Source organism: Chitinophaga filiformis (genome assembly GCF_021646545.1).
GTDB lineage: Bacteria > Bacteroidota > Bacteroidia > Chitinophagales > Chitinophagaceae > Chitinophaga > Chitinophaga filiformis_A.
Map to the genome: position 1 here is coordinate 177572 of NZ_JAKIRP010000007.1, position 23581 is coordinate 201152.

Annotated in this window: 14 protein-coding genes; 5 read left to right on the top strand and 9 right to left on the bottom strand. The window is 47.3% G+C overall.

Features of this window, described 5'->3' with window-relative positions:
• The first annotated feature begins 213 nt into the window (after window positions 1–213).
• Complete coding sequence (locus tag L3C95_RS18755; RefSeq protein ID WP_236389846.1) at window positions 214–2412, top strand: hypothetical protein; 2199 nt, start codon at window positions 214–216, stop codon at window positions 2410–2412.
• Complete coding sequence (locus L3C95_RS18760) at window positions 2409–3182, top strand: SDR family oxidoreductase (RefSeq protein WP_236389854.1); 774 nt, start codon at window positions 2409–2411, stop codon at window positions 3180–3182. Before L3C95_RS18755 ends, L3C95_RS18760 begins: the two co-directional genes overlap by 4 nt.
• Before the next feature lie 65 nt (window positions 3183–3247).
• Here the strand turns inward: L3C95_RS18760 and L3C95_RS18765 are convergent, their stop codons facing one another.
• From L3C95_RS18765 to L3C95_RS18780, 4 genes are read right to left on the bottom strand one after another with little or no spacing between them, the layout of a single operon-like run.
• Window positions 3248–4231, bottom strand: a complete 984-nt coding sequence (locus L3C95_RS18765) for an aldo/keto reductase (protein ID WP_236389855.1) — start codon at window positions 4229–4231, stop codon at window positions 3248–3250.
• A gap of 34 nt (window positions 4232–4265) precedes the next feature.
• Window positions 4266–4673, bottom strand: a complete 408-nt coding sequence (locus tag L3C95_RS18770) for an NUDIX hydrolase (RefSeq protein WP_236389857.1) — start codon at window positions 4671–4673, stop codon at window positions 4266–4268.
• Between the two features lie 15 nt (window positions 4674–4688).
• A complete protein-coding gene (locus L3C95_RS18775; RefSeq protein ID WP_236389858.1) occupies window positions 4689–5432 on the bottom strand; it encodes a LytR/AlgR family response regulator transcription factor in 744 nt (247 codons plus the stop codon).
• Window positions 5429–6913 (bottom strand): sensor histidine kinase, encoded by a 1485-nt coding sequence (locus tag L3C95_RS18780; protein ID WP_236389864.1) that lies wholly within the window; start codon window positions 6911–6913, stop codon window positions 5429–5431. Before L3C95_RS18780 ends, L3C95_RS18775 begins: the two co-directional genes overlap by 4 nt.
• Window positions 6914–7111: 198 nt before the next feature.
• Between L3C95_RS18780 and L3C95_RS18785 the strand changes: the two genes are divergently transcribed.
• On the top strand, window positions 7112–8014 hold the full coding sequence (locus L3C95_RS18785; RefSeq protein WP_236389867.1) for an ABC transporter ATP-binding protein: 903 nt from the start codon (window positions 7112–7114) through the stop codon (window positions 8012–8014).
• Window positions 8008–11508: a M1 family aminopeptidase gene (locus L3C95_RS18790; RefSeq protein WP_236389871.1), complete on the top strand. Its 3501-nt coding sequence runs from the start codon at window positions 8008–8010 to the stop codon at window positions 11506–11508. Before L3C95_RS18785 ends, L3C95_RS18790 begins: the two co-directional genes overlap by 7 nt.
• A gap of 59 nt (window positions 11509–11567) precedes the next feature.
• Here the strand turns inward: L3C95_RS18790 and L3C95_RS18795 are convergent, their stop codons facing one another.
• The gene (locus L3C95_RS18795; protein ID WP_236389894.1) at window positions 11568–15863 is read right to left on the bottom strand and encodes a gliding motility-associated C-terminal domain-containing protein; all 4296 of its coding nucleotides are present in this window, start codon (window positions 15861–15863) and stop codon (window positions 11568–11570) included.
• Window positions 15864–16061: 198 nt separating this feature from the next.
• Between L3C95_RS18795 and L3C95_RS18800 the strand changes: the two genes are divergently transcribed.
• Window positions 16062–16481, top strand: a complete 420-nt coding sequence (locus L3C95_RS18800; protein WP_236389897.1) for a hypothetical protein — start codon at window positions 16062–16064, stop codon at window positions 16479–16481.
• Window positions 16482–16636: 155 nt separating this feature from the next.
• On the opposite strand, the gene L3C95_RS18805 is transcribed toward L3C95_RS18800, so the two are convergent.
• The 4 genes from L3C95_RS18805 to L3C95_RS18820 form a co-directional block, all read right to left on the bottom strand.
• Complete coding sequence (locus L3C95_RS18805; protein WP_236389900.1) at window positions 16637–16807, bottom strand: hypothetical protein; 171 nt, start codon at window positions 16805–16807, stop codon at window positions 16637–16639.
• 64 nt (window positions 16808–16871) lie between these two features.
• Window positions 16872–18422 (bottom strand): M81 family metallopeptidase, encoded by a 1551-nt coding sequence (locus L3C95_RS18810; protein ID WP_236389904.1) that lies wholly within the window; start codon window positions 18420–18422, stop codon window positions 16872–16874.
• 130 nt (window positions 18423–18552) lie between these two features.
• A complete protein-coding gene (locus L3C95_RS18815) occupies window positions 18553–19932 on the bottom strand; it encodes an ATP-binding protein (RefSeq protein WP_236389910.1) in 1380 nt (459 codons plus the stop codon).
• A gap of 61 nt (window positions 19933–19993) precedes the next feature.
• On the bottom strand, window positions 19994–23551 hold the full coding sequence (locus tag L3C95_RS18820; protein WP_236389913.1) for a DUF4157 domain-containing protein: 3558 nt from the start codon (window positions 23549–23551) through the stop codon (window positions 19994–19996).
• Between the last annotated feature and the right edge of the window lie 30 nt (window positions 23552–23581).

Here is a 23581-nt window from a genome sequence, read left to right on the forward strand (position 1 = left end):
CTACTAGGTAGTGGAATGATTGAATGCCCGCCTGGTAACAAATAGGTGCAATAATTCCCGGGATAGTTCATTAAGCTGTCTATTATCCGCTACAAATGCTTTGCCAGACACACATTGCCTTTCCTTCTGTGCATGGTACGCAAGTTGTTATTTCAGGTATTAACCCCGGACAATTCATGCAGGGATCTGATTTTTAAAACAAATATGAGCAGCATGACTGGCGTATCACCATGGGCAGCAACGTCCATCAAAGAGCTTGCAGGGAATAATGGTTCCTTATTTTCCAAAGAGATCGGACAATATAAGTTTTACGGTCATTCAGGAGAAGATTCTCTCTGGATTATCGCTGCACTTAACGGGCAGGTTAAAATCGCCTTCCGGACCGCATATGGTCCTGATGGCCCTGTCATAAATGAGGTTATCAGCGAAAACAATCGTATTATTTGCTCGTTGACCTGCCGGATCGGCCACTTTGAGGTAGAAATACAATTTCCGGAAAATGAAAAGCCTGTGTTGCACTATACGGTTCGCTTCCAGGCAACTATACCGATGGCTATCCCTTTCTGGCCGAGGGACATCATTATCATCGGGGAAGACGGCAACCGGCTGGAGCATGAAGGAGAAATTTACATCCAGCAGTCAGGACTGCGTAGTGGCTTAATATACGCCGGCATAACGAAGCCCCGGAGTGGCTCCTTTCTGTATCTGCAGAACTTTTCTGCACTTGATGATTACTTTAGCACCACCATGACCTCCCCGGGCGATACCGTTGGAGGTACCTGGCCGGAATTGGGCTTTTCGCTGCCTGCTACAAAAGATAAACTATTACCTGCCAACAGGAAGTTTACGATTGCCGATGCCTTTGTTACATTTGATGCTCTCCTCCCCGATAACCAGTTTATAATCGCCAGACAGTTCCTTGACCGGCTGACAGATCTGTATATTCACCTGCCGCGGCCGTCCTGCATTTATCACGATTATCAGGATGTACTCAATAAATCACTGAAGGATATTGAAACCACCCATGGTTGCTGGAGCTATCATGGCGGCAAATCTTATCTCAACGCTTATGTCAGTGATTACAAAAATCCACCGGAGGTAATGGTACAATTGGCTGTCTTATTACCACTGCTGGATTATTCGCTCTGGCTTGGAAAAAATCTGGACTTAATGGGGCAATTAAAGGAAGGACTTGGGGAATTTTATGATAAAGAGAAAGGATTGCTGCGCCGCTGGCTACCAGCCGCCGCCTCCATGCTGGATGGCTCAGAGCCTCATAAGCAACCTGATGTTATGGACTCCTGGTATCTTTACCATCCACTGCTCAATCTATCGAGGATGGCATTGGAAGGCGACGATGCGGCAAAAGATTTGTTCCTCAAATCACTCGAATTCTCCATAAAAGTAGCTCATCACTTCAATTACCGCTGGCCGGTCTTCTATGACGTGAAGACTTTTGAGGTGATCAAAGAAGAAACCGCTCCCGGCGAAGGTGGAGAAAAAGACGTGGCCGGTATTTATGCGCATGTTATGCTGCAAGCCTGGGAACTGACCGGTGATAAGCGCTATATGGAAGAGGCTGAAAAAGCTGCCCAAAGTCTTACAGCTTATGGATTTCAGGTAATGTATCAGGCTAACAACACTGCCTTTTCCACCGGCGCGATGCTACGCTTATATAACGTAACAAAAAATGAGCTGTATCTTGACTTGTGTTATCTCTTCCTGGCCAATCTGTTCGCGAACATCACGCTATGGCAATGCGAGTATGGCTACCTGAAACATTTCCCCCTGTTCTTTGCACTGTTCCCTTTAACTAACGCGCCTTACATAGCAGTTTATGAGGAACAGGAATGTTTTGCCGCGTTTCATAATTTTCTCAGCCATGCCCACGATACGCCATTATTACGTTCAGCGGCATTGTTGACAGCTGAGTTCATCAGGCATTTCGTTTCCCGTGCCATACACTATTGTCCGCCGGTATTGCCGAAAGAAATGCTTTCTGAAGAAGTAAGAACGGGGGAAACTGTCCCTCATCTATGGATTGCGCTGGAAGATATTCACGATGGATGGGAAAAATCAGGTGAGGTAGGACAGGAAGTCTATGGCGCCGGACTTGCCTTTGGTATAGTGCCAAGGCATTATTTTAAATCAGCGGAGGAAGACTTTATGGTGTTCGTTGACTATCCGACGGCAGACCGTAGGCTGGAAAGTCCGATGAGACTTAAGATCCTTGGTGATAAAACACTACAGTGCCGTCTTCGAATAATAAGCTTAAACGGACAAGCGCTTACAGGATTTACCGTTAGCGCAGGAGAAGATAAACGGACGGTAAAAGGCGAACTAACACGTGAAGGACATCTTGAATACACTATTCACGGAGATCAGATCATTGAAATAAACAAACAGCAATGACGACAATCACACAACGCATATATGCAGACTACCTGTCACAAAATATCAGCAATAAGTCTATACTGGTTACAGGTGGTACTACCGGTATAGGACGTGCTACCAGCCTGATGCTGGCCGCTGCAGGAGCTAATGTCCTGCTTACCGGACAGGATGAGACGCACCTCGGTGATACTCTTAGAGACGCCGGGAAAATGGGTGTAGGAGATAAGATAAAAGGAATTATTACCGACATGTCCAGCGCCGAAGGCATCGCCAGGATATTCACGGAAGTAGATAAGCATTTTGAAAAACTCGATGTATTGATCAATAATGCAGCCCTGGCGTATCAGAGTGTAACAGAGGGAAATTATGAAGAATGGGAACATATCATTAAGACCAACCTGCTGGGCTATCTGGCCTGTAGCCACCATGCTATAGAAAGAATGAAAGCGCGTAAAGCGGGGCATATAATTAATATCGGGTCTATGAGTGCCGATGTAAGGGAAAAAGGCAGTTCTGTATATGTTGCAACCAAATCAGGTATCCAGGGGTTTTCGGAAAGCCTTCGGAAGGAGGTGAATGAAGCAGGTATCAAGGTGAGCCTGATAGAACCCGGAGCTGTTGGAACTGACATGCAGCCGGTCCCGCTGGAAGAGCAAAGGGAAAAAGAAAAAAAACTAGAGATGCTACAGGCGGAAGACATCGCCTATGCAGTATTGTACTGCCTGGCTCAGCCAGCACGCTGTGACATTGTAGAATTGAAAATACGCCCCCATCTGCAGATGATCTGAGCATGAGCAAAAAGAACAGGAAACCACCCGCATAAAAATGTCCGGGTGGTTTCCTGCGCTATTTATTAATAATGCCCTCTTATCTTGCTATGGATCTGGTCATCATATAACTGTCTCAGTTGCGCATGAACAGCGGACGATAATGGCTGTAAGCTGGAAGCCGCCACATCACTGTTCACCTGGCTGATCTTCGATGCACCGGGAATAACGGTTGTTACTTCCGGATGATCTAATATCCAACGGATCGCCCATTCGGCCATACGCTCATCAGGCAGGAGCGTCCTGATGTTGTTTGCGAACTTCACTCCTTCCCGGAACTCAACACCCGAAAAAGTTTCCCCTGCATTAAAGGCCTCACCATTTGCGTTGTAATTACGGTGGTCCTTATCTCCAAAGACAGTATCTTCTTTAAACTTCCCGCTCAGCAGGCCACTGGCCAGCGGTACGCGTATGATCAGGGCCACTCCCTTTTCTTTCGCCTTCGCAAAAACCTCTTCTGCCACATGTTGTCGGAAGAGGTTAAAAATGATCTGCAATGATGCTAATCCTTCCTGTTCCAGGCAGATCAGCGCTTCTTCAGAGGTCTCCACACTGGCGCCGAAATAACGGATCAGACCTTCCTGCTGTAATTTCCGTAAATGATCAAATACCTTTCCTGAACGCATCTCTTCCGTCGGTATGCAATGCAGCTGTTCCAGGAACAACTGGGAAAGTCCCAGGTGTTGCAGTGACTCCTCTGCATGACGCTTCATTGCATCATACGTAAAATTCTGCGGCCAGCCATTACCTGCGTCTCCCCTGCGTCCCAGCTTAGTGGCAACAAAGATCTCTTTGCCGGCCGATTGCAGGAATTTACCAATAATGGTTTCACTCACGCCCATTCCGTATACATCCGCAGTATCTATAAAATTGCCGCCGGCAGCTGTATATGCCTGCAGTATTTTTATTGCTTCCTCCTCATTAACATTGCCCCAGTCAGCACTTCCCAGTTGCCAGGTGCCCAGCCCTACTTCCGCTACCTGCACGTCTTTAAATGGTCTGTAATTCATAATTTATAATGATTTGTAATTGTTGCTCCGTAAGTTAATCTATAAAGCCCTCCTGCTGTAGTTTGTTCAGAATGGCGATCACGCCGGGCGCCTGCGCTTCCTGCATGGAATAATCAGCTACCGAAAAGAAACGCACCTCTCCTATTTCAGCTGCAGGTTCAGGTATGATATCGCGGTGTAGCCAGTAACAGTCCTGTTCCATGATAACACCTTCTTTTTCACCAAAAGCAGGTGCAGTAATATGGGTGTAATATACGAGCTCCTGTTCCGTCATGTTCACATTCAGCTCTTCCGCTATTTCCCTGCATAAGGCTTGCGTCTCAGATTCTCCCGCGTCCACCTTACCTCCGGGTAAATAAAAGCATTGTTTGTTCCTGCTATAAGCCAGTAAAAGTTTCCGTTGCTGAACCGATAAAAGCCCAACTGTTTTAAGCGCCGTCATTTGCATGAATAATATTCAGGTTCCCTGCCCGTTCAGCAATTGCTTCACCACATGTTTGTAGTTCTTTCCCAGTGGCAGCTGTTTGCCATTCTTCAGGCTAATGATATTTCCCTCAATATAGCGCACAAATTTCTTATTGAGGATATAAGATTTATGAATGCGTATGAAAGTATCTGCAGGCAGCTGACTTTCAAAGCTGCTCAATGTTCTCGGGGTCAGCAGGAAACGCTGTTCGTCCCATATCTTAACATAGTTACCCAGGCTTTCCAGATAGTATATATCTTCCAGGTTCAGTAGTATCTGTTTCTTATCCGACCTAACATAGATCCGTTCAGGGGCGGCCGTTGTAACTGGTGATGGTGGTGCCGCTGCCGGCGTCGTTGCCGTAGCCTGTTGCCTTAACGTATAATCTGACAAGGCCCGGTTGGCAGCTTTCAGGAAGCGATCGAAGCGGAAAGGCTTCAGAAGATAATCGCATACATCCAGGTCAAAGCTCTCCAGCGCATGTTCTTCAAAGGCAGACGTGATGATAACAAGTGGACGTTGCTGCAATGTTCTCAGGAAGTCCAGTCCGTTCAGTTTAGGCATGCGCACATCCAGGAAGATCAGATCTATCGCCTGCCTGTTCAGGAAATCAGGTACTTCCGTAGCTCTGTAGCACTGGCCGCAGTTCTCCAGGAAGGGAACATCCTCCATATATCGCAGAATGATATCGTGCGCCAGTGGCTCGTCATCCACTATTAAACATCGCAAACTCATGAGAGGTCCAGTTGCATTTCAGCCTTAAATGTATGATTTTTTACAGCGGTTTTCAGCACATGCCGGCCAGGGTACAACAGCGCCAGCCGCTTTTGCAGGTTATCCAGCCCTATGCCTGCATGCCCGATGGCGCCGGGCTCGAAGGAGTTCTCACAGCTGAAATACAGCTGCCGCTCAGTACACTCGAGATGCAGGTGCAGGAATGCCGGACCATCTGCCGGTTCTATACCGTGCTTAAAGGCATTCTCAATAAAGACGATCAGCAACATAGGCGTCACCGCCTGGTTATCATTGCTGATATGCCGGGTGAACTGCAGGTCTAACTGCATCTTCAAACGGATCTGCTGCAACTGCATATAGTCGGTGATATACTTTATTTCCTCGCTGACAGGAACTGTCGCCTCATTTCCCTTGTAGATCACATAGCGCATCAGTTCTGACAACTGCAGAATGCTCTCCGGTGTCTGCTTCGACTGCTGCAGGCTCAATGCATACAGGTTATTCAACGTGTTAAAAAAGAAATGAGGATCCAGTTGCTGCTTTAAAAGATCAAGCTCCGCACGGGTCTTTTCCTTTTCCAGCGATACGATACGGTTGTTCTGCTTCGCCCATTGCAGGGCCAGTACAACAGGCAGGGTTAAAAATATAACCGCCAATCCGCCAAAGGCATTCTCCAGTAAAAACGGATTGCCCGAAAAGATCCCTCCCAGCAGGCCGTTAATGGGCAATAAGGCTAATAATTGCCCCAGTACCGGGTAAAGAAAAGCCATCGCTGCAAATACACTCATTACATACAATACAATGCCTCTTTGCTTCAACACCTTCGTCACCAGGAAACGGCTATTGATATAATACAACAGATAACCGCACAGATACATGAACATGAACTGGGCAACAAAACTCAGAAAGACACCCGGCCTGGTAATGATCTTATATAGATCAAACTCATAACCGATCAATAGTTGCTTCTCTGTATGATAACGAGGATCGTCCAGACTGGATACCGCCATAGCCGAAAGCATAACAGCGATCAGCAGCAGACTGACCAGCACGGCTTTGTCAAGACTGATCTTATTTACCCATCTCACATGACGGCCCCTTTGCTGATAGTAAACCAGCGCTGACAATAACAATTCCAGTGAGATGCAGCAAAGAGCGACTGTCACAACAGAAGCCACCGGACGGCCGCCCGGTTTAACAACGATACACAAAGCAGTGATCAGCGGCAAACAGACGCCATAACAAAGCAACCAGTACAAAAAATACTGCCTGCGTGTCAGCTCCTCTAACCATTTCGTTCTGTTCCAGGAGAACACAAAAGCAGGTATCGCTATCACTGCTGATATACCCATGTGAAGTAAGAACGCTTCCCAGCTTTCCGGCCGGATCTCCAGGATGCTGACCCATATCAGCATGCCTCCAAACAGCCATATATCCAGGCGCCTGACCAGTAAATCCTGTCTCTTAGTTAATTCATTCATATTACTACAACAAATAAAAGAACACTTATTCAATCACACATACAAATATTAATGACGAAAGCAATGTTTTTCATGATGTACGTCGCCTTTAACCGATATAATCAGATAACTGTCGTTTATCATCCCTTGCAGCGCTTTCCTCATCTATAGTTGATCAGGCTACAGCTGAAACTTAGTTTGCGGTCATATTCAATATATATGCACAGACTACAGATAAAACACCTGACTAAAAGTTACGGTAATAATATTAAAGCACTGGACGATATCTCATTGGATATCTCCAATGGCATGTTCGGACTACTTGGCCCCAATGGCGCCGGCAAATCTTCTTTAATGCGTACACTGGCCACCTTACAGCTCCCCGACAGCGGACAGGTATTGTTCGACGGCAAGGATATCCACCAGCATCCACAGGAACTACGCAGCCGGCTGGGATATCTTCCCCAGGATTTTGGCGTCTATCCTAAAATATCTGCGCTGGCATTACTCGACCATTTTGCTGTGCTGAAAGGGCTGATGAATAACGCGGAAAGGAAAGAACAGGTACTGGCCCTTTTACATCAAACCAACCTCTATGCGGCCAGGAAACAGGCCGTCAGCACATTCTCCGGAGGCATGCGGCAAAGATTCGGCATTGCACAGGCCTTGCTGGGCGGGCCTCAGTTGGTCATTGTAGACGAACCTACCGCCGGTCTGGACCCTCAGGAGCGGAACCGCTTCCATGACCTGCTCAGCGAGATCGGAGAGCAGGTGGTCGTATTACTCTCCACACACATTGTGGAGGATGTACATGACCTGTGTCCTGAAATGGCCGTATTGGCCCATGGGAAGGTCATTTTAAAGGGAAAGCCTTCATCTCTGACTGATGATCTGCAAGGACGGATATGGCGAAAAACAGTCGCTAAAGACGATCTTTCTCATTACCGGGCAGATTACAATATTATTTCCACCCGCAGAATAGCAGGCAGCATACAATTGCACGTGCTTGCCGATGATTGTCCCGCTCAGGGGTTCGAGCCGTTTCATCCCGGCCTGGAAGATGTTTATTTCTCTGCATTATTTGGAGCGCAATGCCGCGGAAAGGAGGGTGTTATATGTTAAGTGCCCTGTTTCGATTTGAAGTACGATACCATTTCCGGCAACTTACCTTCCAGATAGCTGCCCTGCTATTTCTGGGACTGGGAGTACTGGGCATTCACGGCAACTTTGGCAGCAATGATGTACACGCCAACGCACCTTATGTCATCACCTATATTGTCAGCATCCTTTCCCTCTTCTCTATTTTTGTAAGCACATTATTCTGTGCGAATGTCGTCTTGCGGGATACCACTCATGGCATGGATGCCCTGTTATTCACAACAGCCGTAAGGCGTTTACCATATTTTACCGTCCGGTTCGTGGGATTGGTGCTGGCGGTATTGCTTGTACTCTGCTCTTCTACCGTGGGCATGCTGTCAGGCACCTTATTGGCAGACAAATCCCATCTGGGCGCCTTCAATCCAGCTTACTTCATTCAGCCGCTGCTGGTTTTCGGAATACCCAATATCCTGTTCGTCTGTAGTATCATTTTCTGTACAGCAGTGCTCACCAGGGACGTCCGCGCTACTTACGCGGCAGGCGTGCTGTTATACATCTTTTACACCGTCAGCGCCATCCTTGGCAACTCCCCCTTCTTTGCCAGTTCAGCGCTGAAAACAACCACGCCCGGCTTATTTCCCTTATTAAGCGATCCCTTCGGATTGGCTATCTTTTTCGGAGACACCCGTTCCTGGTCGGTAACACAGCGCAATCAGCAACTCTTTTCCCTGAGTGGTATTTTATTGATGAACCGCCTAATATGGACCGCATGTTCCTGCTTACTGCTGCTGATCACCTACAGGTACTTTGTGTTCCGTTTACAAGTTCCGGTAAAGACCACCCCGCCCCGGACCAATGAGCAGACAACGCCGGCAATACCTTACAACCAACGGCAGGTATATCCCGTAGGTTTCACCTACGGCTGGAACAGCTTTCTTTCGCAATTCAGGCTGGAAGTGATCTCTGTATTCAAACACATTCCTTTCCTGCTGATGGTGGCAATGTGGATCGTTATCTTCTCCATCGAATTGAAAGACTCACTTGTAAACGGCGCCTATGGCATACACCTTTACCCGGCTACCAACATCATAGTAGAGTCACTGCTACCGGTTCGTCCTGCCATGTTACTGATCATCTTTTACACTGCCGAACTATCAGCCCGTGAACGCAGTACCAATACACAGGCATTACTGTATAGTACACCTGTTGCGAATAGCATCATCTGGGCCGCGAAATGCGGAACACTGGGACTACTAATTACAACGCTGATCACTGCCAATATTGCGATAGGACTGGTGATGCAGATCAGTAATGGTTATTGGCACATTGGCTTGCCATTGTATGCATCACTATACTATTACAGTGGATTCCCGCTATTCCTGTTTGCTATCCTTGCTCTATTCATTCAGACATTAATACCCAACAAATACCTGGGAATGCTCGTGAACTTATTGGCAGCTGCCATCATTATATTCGGCCGCCAGTTTGGAATGGAGCACTACCTGCTACGTTATGGCCAGACACCACACATGAGCAGTTCCGCTATGAATGGTTTCGGGCACTATGCCCATGCTTTCAACTGGTACATGCTGTACTGGTCGGCTTTAGCAGCCTTGTTGTCATTGCTGACCATCCATTACTGGCAAAGAAGCCGGCATATTCGCCAGAAATGGTTGCTAATAAGAATGAAGCTGGTATGGCTGGCGCCACTGGTCATTTTTCTTTCTATAGGCGCCTTTATCTATTATAAAACCAATATTGAAGGCGGATGTAAAAACAGTAAGGCGCAACTAAACTGGCAGGCACGTTATGAACACGCGTACAGGCCACTGGCGAATCTTCCTCAACCAGTCATTACTGCTGTAAAAACAAACGTAGATCTATATCCGGCAGAAGGGAAGTATACTGTAAAAGGTAGCTTCAAACTCAGGAATGTTTCTCCCGGTCCCATTTCAAAGATCTGGATAAGCATAGATCCTGAAGTCACATCCTGCAACATTTATTTACCCGGCACGGCTCAGGAAACACATGATGACGTATTTAATCAACACTTGTATGAACTTAAGAAACCCCTGCTGCCGGGCGCTGAAACTACACTACAATTTTCAATGAAAGTGATCCGTTCAGGCTTCACCCCCTTCAACAGCGAGCATACAGTAACCGGTAACGGCTCTTACATTGAACTGGAAAAATATCTGCCTTCCCTCGGTTATAACGACAGGTTTGAAATCAGTGACAAATCCACCCGGAAAGCAAATGGACTACGGGAACAAACACAGACTTTGCCTGCAGACAGCACTTATCATCTTATTGACTTTGAAACGACCGTTTCCACCACCCGGGAGCAATATATAGTAACAACAGGGGTCCTCCAAAGGTCCTGGTTATCCGATAACCGCCATTATTTTCACTATAAAACAACTGCACCTGTCAACTACATGTTTGCCATCAGCAGCGCCAGGTACGAGATCAAAAAAGAGCGCTATAAAGGCGTGGACTTCAGCATTTTCTTTCACCCCGGACAAACTGCCAATGTCCCTGTTATGATGCGGGCTATGAGAGACGCCATAGACTACTGCACACAACATTTCGGGCCTTATCCGCATAAACAACTGATACTCGCCGAAATACCACAATACAGAGGAGCTGCAACAGCTTATCCGGGCGTGGTATTCGGTGCTGAAAACATCAGCTTCCAGGGAGATTTCAGCGGCAGTAATAAGATCAATCACGCTTATGGCATCATTGCGCATGAAGTGGCTCATCAATGGTGGGCAAACAAACTCTCACCAGTGGCTCAGCCGGGAGCCGCATTGCTTACAGAAACGCTCGCACAATACACGGAAGCCATGGTATTAGAGCATGCTTTTGGCAAGCCCCTTATGCGGGAGTACCTGCGCGCCGACAATAAACTATACTTCGCCCTCAGCGACAGGGATGAACAGGAACAACCTTTATCCAAAACAAACGGGCAGGCATTTGTGCATTATCAGAAAGGCAGCCTGGCCATGTATGCGCTGAAAGAAACACTGGGAGAAGAACGGCTGAATAAAGCCCTTCACCGTCTGCTGGACAGACACACTTACCCGGGACTAAAAGCCACTGCTGATGATTTGCTGCACGAGTTATACCAGGAGGCGTCCGAACGTAAAATAAAGCACATTAAGGATTGGCTGGAACGGGTGATCGTCTACTCACTAAAAGTAGAAACAGTCTCGTGTAAACAACTGCCAAACGGGCAATACAAACTGCAGCTAAATGTAAGCATAGATAAAACAGACCGGAACAATCATCAGTCACTGCCTCCGGATGAAGAAATAGACATTGCTGTATTTGATGTACCCTCCGCGGAACTTAATGGCCAGAGTACGCCCATATACCTGGCAAAACATCATTTCTCCCAATCCACGAACAGTTTGGTATTGGTAGTAAACAACCCACCTGAAACGGTCGCTATTGATCCCTACTGTTACTTACCGGATGCGGATCAATCTGATAATCTGACAGCGATAGAATAAAACACAAAACCGGCCATTCCTATGTTTGAATATAAGAATGGCCGGTTCATATTGGTATATTATCTTATCAGGGTAAATGCTCCTTTCTGCATCAGTTCTTTATTCTCCTGCCCATAGAAGCTATAGGTAACAATGTAGACATATGCCCCGCCAGGTTGTAGCTGATCTTTGAACTTACCGTTCCAATGATCAGATACATTATTTGAAGAAAACACCTCTTGTCCCCAACGATTGAAGATCCGGATGTTGTACGCCGCAACGCCTCTTGCTTTCACAACAAACCTGTCATTCACACCGTCTCCGTTCGGTGTAAAAGCAGTAGGAATATACAGTGAATTGTTAAAAGTAACGATCACGGTTACAACATCTGTTTTACCGCAATTTTTTCCGGTAGGTGTTGTTACGGTATAAGTAGTTGTTTGCCGCGGGGTGGCTACAGGATCAGCACAATCAATACAACTTAGACCAGTAGCCGGTGTCCAGGCATAATCAATTGCATTGATAGCATGCAGCTGTACAGACTCGCCGATATTGATGGTCGTATTGCTGTTGGTAATATCTACCGGTGGAAGTATAATATTATCAAGTATAATCGTCGACTGCTGTGTGCAATTCCGCTGGTCAGTCACCGACAACTGATAGGCGCCTGCCTGCAAACCGGTAATATTAGCGCCAGATCCAACATTATCCCAGTAGTAACTATAAGGAGGAGTCCCTCCTACCACAGCAGCATTCACTTCACCATTTCTTTCCCCGCAATATTCATCCGTTTTATTGTACGTCAGTTTTAGTTCATCCGGTCCTGTCAGATCAACTGGCACATCGACGTTACAAGAGGCATTACGCACATTCACCACATAGCTGCCAGCAGACAAACCGCTGAAATCAGGGCTGGCCTGATAACTTTCTCCCTGCAATGCATATTCAAAGGGGCCTATGCCAGTATTCACCTGTATACTAATGCGCCCATCTGTATTGCCATAACAGGTAGGCGGCGTTGTAACAGCGCTTGCATCCAATGTCTTTGTGGGATCATTCTTCACCTCTGCAATACGCGACAAACGGCAACCGGCATTGTCTACCACCTGGATAGTGTACAATCCGATATCCAGGTTATCAAATACATTGTTATTTCCATTACTGGTACTGCCGATATAGTATGTATAAGGAGCAGATCCACCAGTTACAGTTATTTCAATTTTACCCTTCTCATTTAAACAGGTAATGTCAGTCACTGTGGCCGTTATGTCCAATACCTGGTTGACACTGATCGTTATATCGTCAGTTGCCGTACAAGCCCGGTTGCTCACTTCCACCTGGTAAGTACCGGCAGCAGTTACATTGATCTGTTGAGTGGCCGCACCTGTATTCCATTTGTAGCTGCTGAAACCAGTACCCGCGTCTAATACGGTTGTGCCGCCTTCGCAAATGCTCAGGTCTGGTCCCAGATTTACCGCCGGTGGATCAAGTACCACTATGCTTCGGCAGTAAGTGGTCTGTGTAGGTAATGACTCATCCATCAGTAGATTGATGGTATATGTCCCTGGCGCATTATAAGTAACATCCGGCGGGTCCTTTAAAGTGGATGAGGCGATACTGGAAGTATTACAACTGTTAAACGCAATCCTCGACAACGTATTGCTATTCGCACTGGTAACAAAAGCATACAAGTCATTTCCTTCGCGGAAGATCGGTGAAATACAGTGTGGGAAACTGAAATTACCACCTGTGCTTAATGATGTGGCAGTGAAACTACTTGTGATATCTGATGCGAAGTCCATGCGCGTCAGGTCTGAAGCATTTGTACTGACGATCAGCCCAAAGATCTTTCCACAATCACGAATGATGGCTATATCTCTGGGTTGTACAATAGTACCACCTCCATTTCCCAGGTTTACACCTATTGGAGTATTTGCTATGGAATTGCCAAAATCAAGGCGGGTGATCGTGTTCGAAGCCTCATTCGTTACAAATACGTACCAGTTCCCATTTTCCTGTATAGCAAAAATACCTGTGGGGTGATCGAGGTTGCCAGGGCTGCCCAGGTTCACTGCGGTCGGCATGTTACCTACAGAATTGCCAAAATCAAACCTTGTAATAGTGTTATTCAGGTAATTCACTGTAAGGCCATACCAGTTACTGCCCTCCTGTGTGATGTACAGATCAATCGGATGGTCCATGCCACCCATATCACCCCAGTTGGTAGCCACAGGTGCGTTGGCCAGTGAGGAGCCAAAATCTATCTTTACAATGGATGGCGATATTTCATCTGTTCCTCCTACCACTATCACATGCCAGCCATTTATATCCTGAATCACCTGTACTCCCTCTGTATGATTAGGGATAGCGCCACCCAGATTGCCCAGATTGTCTGAAACGGGCGTGTTCAGGAAGCTGTTGCCAAAGTCATATCGCACCAGCTGCCCTACGTTATTGGTTACAAAAGCGAAGTAATTATTTCCATCCTTTGCCGTTGACATAAAGGTAGGTACGTTCAGATTGCCACCGATATTCCCAAGATTGGATACCGACGGTGTATTGAAAAGACTGCCTGAACAAAAATTCCAGAAATAAGTGCTTCCCCCGGTAGATGTGTTCGTAATCCTTACGGGAGTATTCACACAAACAGTGTCTGGGATATTAAAACTTGCCACCGGAGGGGTAACAGTCATTTTTACTTCTGCAAGGCGCGATATCCGGCAGCCGGCGTTGTCTTCTACCAATATAGTATACGGTCCAACATCCAGGTTATCAAATACATTGTTACTTCCATTGCTGTTGCCATTAATGTAGTATGTATAAGGAGCAGTTCCGCCTGTCACAGTTATTTCAATTTTGCCCTTTGGACTCATACTGGTGGCATCAGTCACTATAGGCGTCATATTCAGTGCCGGGTTAATGCTGATCGTTACATCGTCAGTGGCAGTACAACCTCCATTGCTCACTTCCACCTGGTAGGTGCTGGCAGCGCTTACGTTGATCTGTCGGGTAGCCTCACCTGTGCTCCACTTGTAGCTGCTGAAACCACTACCTGCATCTAATGCGATCGTTCCGCCTACGCAAATGCGCTGGTCTGGCCCCAGATTTACCACCGGTGGATCAAGTACTACTATGCTTCGGCAGTAAGTGTTCTGTGTAGTTAATGACTCATCCATCAGCAGATTAATGGTATATGTCCCTGGCGCGTTATAAGTAACATCCGGCGGGTCTTTTAGCAGTGAAGAGGCTGTACTGGAAGTATTACAGCTGTTAAAGACAAACCTTGACAAAGTATTACTGTAAGCGTTTGTAATGAATGCATACAAATCATTGCCCTCCCGGAAGATGGGAGAGATAGAATGTGGAAAGCTAAAGTTACTTCCTGCATTCAATGCAGTAGCCGTAAAATTGCTGGTAATACCCGATGCAAAATCTATACGGGTCAGGTCTGAAGAGCCTGCGCATACCACCAGGCCGAAGATCTTTCCGCAGTCACGGATGATGGAAATATCCCTCGGCCCGTTAATAATACCGCCTCCACCGCCCAGATTCACGCCGGTAGGTGTATTAGCCAGAGAATTACCAAAGTCGAGACGCGTGATAGAATTGCTGCCCTCATTTGTTACAAACACATACCAGTTACCGTTATCCTGCGTGGCAAAAATGCCAGTCGGATTACGCAGGTTCCCCAGATTACCAAGATTCACTGCTGTAGGCTTATTACCTACCGAATTACCAAAATCAAATCGTGTAACGGTATGATTTATAATATTTACCGTAAATCCGTACCAGTTACTTCCCTCCTGTGTAATATACAGGTCATGCGGATAATCCATGCCGCCCATATTACCCCAGTTGGTAGCTGCAGGCACATTCGCCAGGGATGAACCAAAATCCACCTTTACAATAGACGGCAATATCTCATCCGTTCCTCCCACCACAATTACATGCCAGCCATTGATATCCCGGATCACCTGTACCCCTTCCGTATGGTTGGGAATAGCACCTCCCAGGTTGCCGAAGTTATCCGAGCTCGGGGCATTCAGGAAACTGTTGCCAAAATTATAGCGCACCAACTGGCCTATATTATTTGTTATAAAGGCATAATAGTTATTTCCATCCTTCGCCATAGACAGAAAAGTAGGTACCCGCAGGTCACCATCGACATTACCCAGATTGGATACAACGGGAGTGCTGAACAGGTTACCTGAACAGAAGTTCCAGAAATAAGTACTTCCACCGGTAGATGTGTTCTGAATTTTTACAGGAGTATTCACACATACGGTATCGGGAATATTAAAGCTTGCTACCTGAGCGGTCACAGGCAGACAAACAATGGTAAACAATACCATCATAGGTAAAAAACGGGATGCCATGGGTATACAGGGTTATATTTACTGATTATCTTTGAAAACCAGCCGCAAAATACTGAAAAATACTCATTTGATACTCGCAAATACCACCGGTACTGATCTTATGGCCCTGATAAACGTCACTTCGACCCTCTCTGCAGTCATCGTGAAAGACGCAGTCTGAAAAAAGCAATACTTTTACAGCGTATAAAGTATGTTATTATGCCAAAGGATTATTTTCTGGAGATGATCGAAGAATTAGGCAGGGTTTTACGAGCTGTTATAAGCGCAAAGAAAAGTGAGCCGGCAAGGGCCTTGCAGGAAATTAATACCGTATTCACCGCCACCAAATTCAGAACGAAAGACTTCTTCGACAGTCTTAGCATCAGTGAACTGGAAGCATTTATCAAAGAGAAAGATGTCCATTATTCTACACTTGATGCACTGACTGATCTCTTATTTGAAGAAGCAGATATCCGGCTGAATATAGGCGATTATACGACCGTAGAACGGCTGTTAAATAAACTTGACTTCCTCATCTCTTATATTTCAAAGAAGGAAACGGAAGCAAAAGTACTTTCGTTAAAACGTGGTCCTCAAAGAGAACGACTGCAATTCCTGCTCACAGCCCTCCATAAGTAAAGTGATTACGGCACGAATACAACAGTGCCTGCTCAAAAACCTCCATTAACTAACGTAATTCACCAATGGAACAACTGCAATTCCTGTTCACAAGCCTTCGTAAATAACGCGGTCCTCAAACACAACAACTGCAATTCCGCTCACAACCCTCCATATCAAGAGGCCGCATAATCAGCAATAGGGAGAGCGAAAGTAGCACCCGGTTTCAGATGGGAATGTCGGGCCTTCGGCTCTCCGGCCACACGACAGGTGGTGTTCAATGGATATTCATCATCCCATTCGCTTGACAACGCCCAATCGCCTTCCAGAGAGGCGCCGACCGACATCCCATACTGAAACCGGAGCTACTTAGCGTGAATAATTGACAATAACCGAAGCTAGTTAGCGTAATTAATCCAACGACGGCACCAGCTTGGCCGAAAGATCCGGATCCTTCATGTCTTTATCCAGCGGAAACATCGGCCGCTCAATCCGCTTATAAGGCAGCCGCTCAAGGTTCTGATCGACCCCACCCGGCGTCAGCGCCAGTATCCAGTCAGCCCTCATGGCATACAACTCAGGCTCCAGATAACCGATCTTCACGACTACAATATCTGACTTCCTGGGATTGAGTCCCAGTCTTGTAAAATCCCTTTCCTTATGATAAGGCTTACGCTTCTGCGTAACGATCACATGCACACTCCCTACCTTCACCACCACTTCCACTTCAGCATCCCTGTCGCCTTTTTCGATGGATGTCACAGTACCTGACAGCCGTACAGGCGGTGCATAGCGTGCATCCACAGCAGCACCGGCATAGCCATCCACATGACCACCTACACCCACTGCCATCGCTTTTTTCACCAGCTCAGGACCGGGAATGGAAGCATAGATCAGTGAAGGACCATTCTCTGACTGGAATTCCTTCCGTTTCAGGATCTCCGTCAAAGTCCAGGTCACATCGCCGGCGCCACCCGCAGTCGGGTTGTCGCCGGAATCGCTGATAAAGAATGGACGTTTGATACTGGCAATGGCCTTGTCCAGGCTACCCTGCAGATTGTCGGTAGGCGCCACGAAAGAATATCCAAAACGCGCGTCCCAGAAGCTTTTTGCCAGCTGTTCGGCAGTACGCGTTACTTTTTCTTTGTCATCGCCGGTCACCATTACGACAGCGTGGTTACGTGGTTCATCTGCCCAGGCATAACCCACCCATATAGCGGCGTCAATGATGCCTGGTTGTGCTGCAGCCGGCGCTACGGCTTTATATACTGTTTTCGCAGGTTCTATACGCGTGCTTGTCTTTTCGCCAGGGAGAAGTACAGGGATGGGGATCCAGGCTTTAAATGCAGGCTTCCCCTTACCGCTTTCTATGCGCTCCAGCAGGTTCACCACCGCCCGTTGTTTGGTTTCCATCGCATCTTCATGTGGCGCCATCCTGTAACAGGTGATCAGGTCAGTATTTTCCGCCAGCCGCCAGGAGACATTGCCATGCAGGTCCATGGAAGTGGAGATAATGGTTTTATTACCAATTACCTTACGGATACGGGTAATGAAATCCCCTTCCGGATCGTCCAGCCCGACCACACTCATAGCGCCGTGGATGTCGAAGAACAAACCATCGTAGGGCGCATTCTTCTTCAATGAATCCAGTGTCTGTTTCACCAGTGACTCATACGCTTCACGGGTCACCGCTCCTCCCGGCAAAGATTTGCCCACCAATGCAGGTACCCATACCGCCCGGTGACGCAAAGGGGAATCTACCCCAAAGAAGGGATACGCATTGAATACGTTCGCGCCATATCTTGCATGAAACGCCTCTTCTTTTGTTAATGCAGGAGAGAACGTACTCGACTCTATCCCCAGGCCGGCAATAGCAATACGGGGAAGAGGTTTTGTTTGTGCATACAGGGTAACATCCGCCAGTGAATAACACAACGCCAATAGCAAAAAGAAACGCTTCATATATAAGATTTTAGCTGATAAATCCGGAAAATAAGAACGGTCAAATTAGTCAAAAACTCCCTCATTTTGTAATGAAGGTTTGGCCTGCCCTGATGCTATTTAAGCATCCACCGGATTCATTTATCAGCCTTTACTTATAGATCTTGCCTTCCTTGTTAAACTCTCTCACAAGCCCTTCTTCCAGGTCAACGGCAGACACCGGTGAAATACTTCCATCCGGCTGCATATTCTTCAGGAAACAATACTGTGCAACGTTGATAATAGACGCACCGGAGATCTCATGCACGGCAGATACCTTTTCCAGTATCCCCTCCTTCTCCATCATATTATCCGGCAGGATCATTTTCCACAGTTGCAGACGCTCTGCCTGGTTTGGCATCGGGAATTGTATAATGGACTGGAAACGCCTTGAGAAGGCGGGGTCAATATTGTTCTTGAAGTTGGACGCCAGTATCACCAGGCCATTATAATTCTCTATACGTTGTAACAAATAGGCAATCTCCTGGTTGGCATATTTATCATGCGCATCCCTGATATTCGTACGCTTTCCAAATAAAGCATCTGCCTCATCAAAGAAGAGTATCCAGTTCTTGTGCTCTGCCTTATCAAATAAGTGGGACAGGTTTTTCTCTGTTTCCCCGATAAACTTGGATACCACCAGCGACAGGTCGATACGGAACACATCAAAGTCCTCCTGCATATTGTCAGGGTCTTCTGCAGGATCGCGTTTGCCCAACAGACAGGCAGATAAGGTCTTACCTGTTCCCGGCGGACCATAGAACAATGCCCTATACCCAGGTTTCAGACGTTTATTCGTAGCTCTTAGTTTATCTTTCAGACGTAGCCATTTCTTCAGCTCATGCAGCTGTTCCATGGTCTGTGCATTCAGCACCAGGTCCGGCCAATCCAGCGGCGTCGTGATGCTCTCTGCCGGGAAGTCATTCCCGAAACGGGGTTTCGCGTAGGAGCCTGTCAGGAACAGGTCAATGTACTCCTGCGACATCACCAGCTTTCCACTCATAGCCGGTTCTCCTTCTTCCGGCTTCTCAACCCACAATACCTGTCGTTTGGCGAAGATGTGGGTTTCACTGAGCAACTGCATCTTGGTGATACGTGCAGAAAGGTCGGTACCCGCCAGCAGGAACAGCAAAGTATCGCCGGTGGGCAGTAATCCACGGAACTGTGTTCCTTTCACACAACCTATCAGGGGAAAGTCACCCTTGTCTACCAGGTGTTCATGAATGAGATTTTCAAAGAACACCGCATTGATATGGGGGGCTAAAGCCATGATGAGCAGTAATTGTGCGTCTTTATCCAGCTCATTGTCAAGGATGAATTTTGTCAATGGTGCATCAGGCCAGGAACTGCCTGGTTGGATACTCTCGTCGGGAATCATAGGTGTGGTGCCGGTTTCAGCGCCAAAATACTGGGTTAAGCGCTTCCGCATTTCGGTCTGCAGCCATGAAAGGTATTCCTGTAAGGCTGCTGCATTCTTGGTGTTATCAATCATAATTTGATACTATTTCTACTACTTATTTTCGTCGGCTAATGCTTACTTATTTATATTCAACTCATGGCTTTTCACTGGATTTATGAATATCTCCTATCCTGCCTTCGACATGATTCCAGTTAATTGAAATGTCGATAACTTCTCCATCAGTATTCCAAACCGTACCGTAGTAACGTGTCTGATCCTTCCACGGCCCCAGATGACTATCATGATGGACAGGTGTAGCTGGTGTAGGCTTATCTCTGAATGAAAAACGCACCACAGTCCCGAACCTTTCTGTAAAAGCCCGCGACCCTTCTATTCGCGACAATACCTGCTCTACTGTCGGGACCAGCTTATTGATATTCTGGAATCCAACTGCCTGTTCTACTTCCGCAGCCTGGTCTACATGCTGGCGTCTTCCGGCGTTGCGCTTCTTCTTATCAGACCGTTCGTCGTCATCATACCCATCATCTTCTCCTCTGTCTTTTCTATGCCCACCCTTTTTACTGGTCTGTATATAGTTGTAATCCCACGTTTCACCACCATCAATGACTGTGATAGATTTGAAAACATCATCATGACCCGCTTTTACCGTCGCGGCTACCTTCTGGGCCTCTTCATATGTGATCTTATCATTCGTCAGGTAATCATTTTCCACGTTTTCAAATGCCTGCAATCCGGCCTCCAGTTTCTTCTGTTTATCTTTATCTGTCTCTTTCTTCTCATTCTCCTCTCCCGGCGCCATATCGGCCTTCACCTTCACAGATTGATTATTAGGTTTACCCTGAATAGCACCACTGACAATCCACATATCATTGCCCTGCGGCGCAAAACTGATTCCGGGTGTATTGAATTGTTTCTTAATGTTCTCTACTGCTAATGTTATTTCTGCCTTCTTCATAGGCTTATGCCCTTCCAGTTCCTTCAGCTTCTTCATCGCACCGGCGAAGTTTTTCATCTCATCAGGATTTTCCTTACCTGCGTCTTTCTCATTACTGCCGCCACCTTTTCCCGCCGCACCTGCTCCGGCTGCAACAGGTGGAGCTCCTGCGGCCGACTTATCACCAGCAGCTGCAGCTGGCGGGGCTCCCGCAGCTGGTGCCACATCTCCTGCGCCGCCATCCACAAAGGTACCCGGCTTCTCTTTCTCACCTGCGCCGCTCTTAGGGGGTACATGATCATTCACCAGGTCGGTCATGAATTTCTCACCGTCAAACTTCGCCTCGCTAAAAGTAATATCTGGTACTTTACCCGATCCCAGCACATATTCCATATCCGCTCCTATACCAAATTCTCCGGGCAGTGGATATTCAAGCGCACCAATAGGCCAGGTCCATTTTTTATCCGGTGCCGGAGACCACCACGGACTATCCAGTTCCACAAACAGATCTCCACTCAATCCCAGGAACGGCTGTGCCGCTATCTCCATATGTCCCTTGAAGAAGAACTCTCCCGGATCACGGTAACCGATCGTAGGCCTTGCATGCACATAACCTTTCACACCTGCATCAGCATTAAGACCTACTCCAATCTTCAAATCATGATCTGCTATTTCCACGCCTGCACCACCTTCTGCACGTAAACGCAAGCCGGCATAAGCAGACATGTTCAGGGAACCGGCCAATGTTATCTCCCTCGCTATATCAGGATTATTCGAATAAGTTCCTTTCACTTCTATCTGGTGGATCTTCGCGGGGCCTATTTTCGCCAGCGCACTTAATCCCATATTCGCGAATACAAACACGTTACCTAGTACCGGTACACCATAAGCCGCACGCGCCTCCATCTTGAACAATTCCTTCGTATAATCTTTCTGTTCAAACAGGATGATCTCTTTCGGCGGAGCAATCTTACCCACTACTGTTACAAACCCTTTTCCATCTACAATTACATCTACCGTGCCCGCAAACCAGTCCGTCATCTGGAAAGTAAGATTACCCATACCAGCTATACCCCTTGCGCCTTTACCCGTTGCTGCGGGTACTTCGGGAGGTAAGCTGGCTTCTTCCGGCTTCATGCCTCCCAGGGCCGTCACAGCGAAATTATCGGCCGTTTCCTTGTCTGTCATCACCAGTGTTACCGAACCACTTAACTTATCGCCCTGGTAACCTACGGTGCCTTTCACGTCCAATATACCATCTATAAACTTCGCTTCTATATTACCAGAGAATGCGCCGGCTCCCATATTCACACCAAAACTGCCCTCTCCTGACATCTTCCCCTCCAGTAACGTAATGTCCAGGTTACCCTGGGCCATTCCTTTAATATCCATATCCGCCACCACATGCGCTGTGGGCTGCATATTTGCAAATCCCAGGTCCATCGTGGCGTTCGCAAAACCACCCACTTTCACCTTGATACCATTGAGCGTAAAAGTGAAGGCGCCATTTTCAAATGTATTGGTGGACTTTGATAGCACATTCTCTACATCTATACCCGTCAGCCAACCAAGCGCTTTTCCATTCTTACGCAGCCATTGCGGAATAGCTTCCGGTGTATTGCTTTTTCCGATAGTCGCAAAACCACTCACCTGATCATTGGCTATGCGTACGGCCAGCACCGGATCAGCTGCGCTGAACATTGGCATATTCAGCGGCAGATAGGCATTCTTCAGGCTTTCCAGTACACCATCCTTCTCCCTCACTCTTATAACACCTGCCCCGGCTGTCTTACCAGCCGTGATGTTCACGTCCAAACCTTTACCTTTTGCCGCTACAATGGCTTCCCTAAGGGCGGCCGAAGGATTAAATGTTCCTGATGACACATCCACTACTTCACCCGCTGCCTGTACACCTTCGGGCGCAACGGCAGCTGGTGCTGCGGGTGCAGGTGCGCGTTGCACAACATCTGTAGCGGTACTTTCGGTTTCCGGCATCGCCTTTTTCTGCACAGCAGCACCCTGCTGCACAGTATGGGTCAGTTCATGTGCCAGCAGATGCCTGCCCGTACTGCTGGTCGTATCAAACTTACCTTCATTGAAATATATATCATTGCCATGTGTGAAAGCCTGTGCTTCCAGATCATTACTCAATGATGCAGCTTCTTTGCCCGTATGTACACGCACACCGCTAAAGTCGGCTCCCATGGAAGACTCCATAGCCTGTCGCGTTTCGGCAGGCAATGGTGATCCGGAACCTTTTGAATGCTGCAGCCGCTGCTCCAACCCCGCATTACTGCTACTCTTTGTGTCAGCAGTATTATTCTCTTTCCGTTGTACCTGGTCCTCGCCCTGATCAGCCATACTATCAAATACCGGTTTTCGCTGCAACTGCTTCTCTTCTCCCAACTCTTCCTTCCCTTCCTGTCCTTTCATCTGCAGATTCTCCGACTGGCTTAATGCAGGCGCATGAGCAGCGGTTACAGTACTTCCCGCAGTAGCTGCTGCCTTTGTCCGGTCAGCAGCTGGCTGACTCATACGCTGCACAACTTTATCCGCAACCTGGTCTGCCTGCTTTTCATACGGGTCGTCAGGCTGACCAACAGTAAGCTTCCGCTGCACGAAAAACGGCTCCTTTGCCGTTTCCTTCTCTCCGAAAAACGCACTGTTTCCCTCCTCTTTCCCAAAGAAAGATCTATCTGAGGATTGCTGCTGTTTAGCCTTACTGGCCGTACTTTTTGTATCGGTGGCTTTTATCATTGCATTGGGGTCGGACAGTTTATATCAACT

Bases quoted from the DNA above. Each gene is read 5' to 3' on its own strand.
- L3C95_RS18780 (WP_236389864.1), bottom strand. From the start codon at position 6,913: ATGAATGAATTAACTAAGAGACAGGATTTACTGGTCAGGCGCCTGGAT.
- L3C95_RS18815 (WP_236389910.1), bottom strand. From the start codon at position 19,932: ATGATTGATAACACCAAGAATGCAGCAGCCTTACAGGAATACCTTTCA.
- L3C95_RS18820 (WP_236389913.1), bottom strand. From the start codon at position 23,551: ATGATAAAAGCCACCGATACAAAAAGTACGGCCAGTAAGGCTAAACAG.
- L3C95_RS18775 (WP_236389858.1), bottom strand. From the start codon at position 5,432: ATGAGTTTGCGATGTTTAATAGTGGATGACGAGCCACTGGCGCACGAT.
- L3C95_RS18795 (WP_236389894.1), bottom strand. From the start codon at position 15,863: ATGGCATCCCGTTTTTTACCTATGATGGTATTGTTTACCATTGTTTGT.
- L3C95_RS18770 (WP_236389857.1), bottom strand. From the start codon at position 4,673: ATGACGGCGCTTAAAACAGTTGGGCTTTTATCGGTTCAGCAACGGAAA.
- L3C95_RS18760 (WP_236389854.1), top strand. From the start codon at position 2,409: ATGACGACAATCACACAACGCATATATGCAGACTACCTGTCACAAAAT.
- L3C95_RS18790 (WP_236389871.1), top strand. From the start codon at position 8,008: ATGTTAAGTGCCCTGTTTCGATTTGAAGTACGATACCATTTCCGGCAA.
- L3C95_RS18810 (WP_236389904.1), bottom strand. From the start codon at position 18,422: ATGAAGCGTTTCTTTTTGCTATTGGCGTTGTGTTATTCACTGGCGGAT.
- L3C95_RS18755 (WP_236389846.1), top strand. From the start codon at position 214: ATGACTGGCGTATCACCATGGGCAGCAACGTCCATCAAAGAGCTTGCA.
- L3C95_RS18805 (WP_236389900.1), bottom strand. From the start codon at position 16,807: ATGTCGGTCGGCGCCTCTCTGGAAGGCGATTGGGCGTTGTCAAGCGAA.
- L3C95_RS18800 (WP_236389897.1), top strand. From the start codon at position 16,062: ATGCCAAAGGATTATTTTCTGGAGATGATCGAAGAATTAGGCAGGGTT.
- L3C95_RS18785 (WP_236389867.1), top strand. From the start codon at position 7,112: ATGCACAGACTACAGATAAAACACCTGACTAAAAGTTACGGTAATAAT.
- L3C95_RS18765 (WP_236389855.1), bottom strand. From the start codon at position 4,231: ATGAATTACAGACCATTTAAAGACGTGCAGGTAGCGGAAGTAGGGCTG.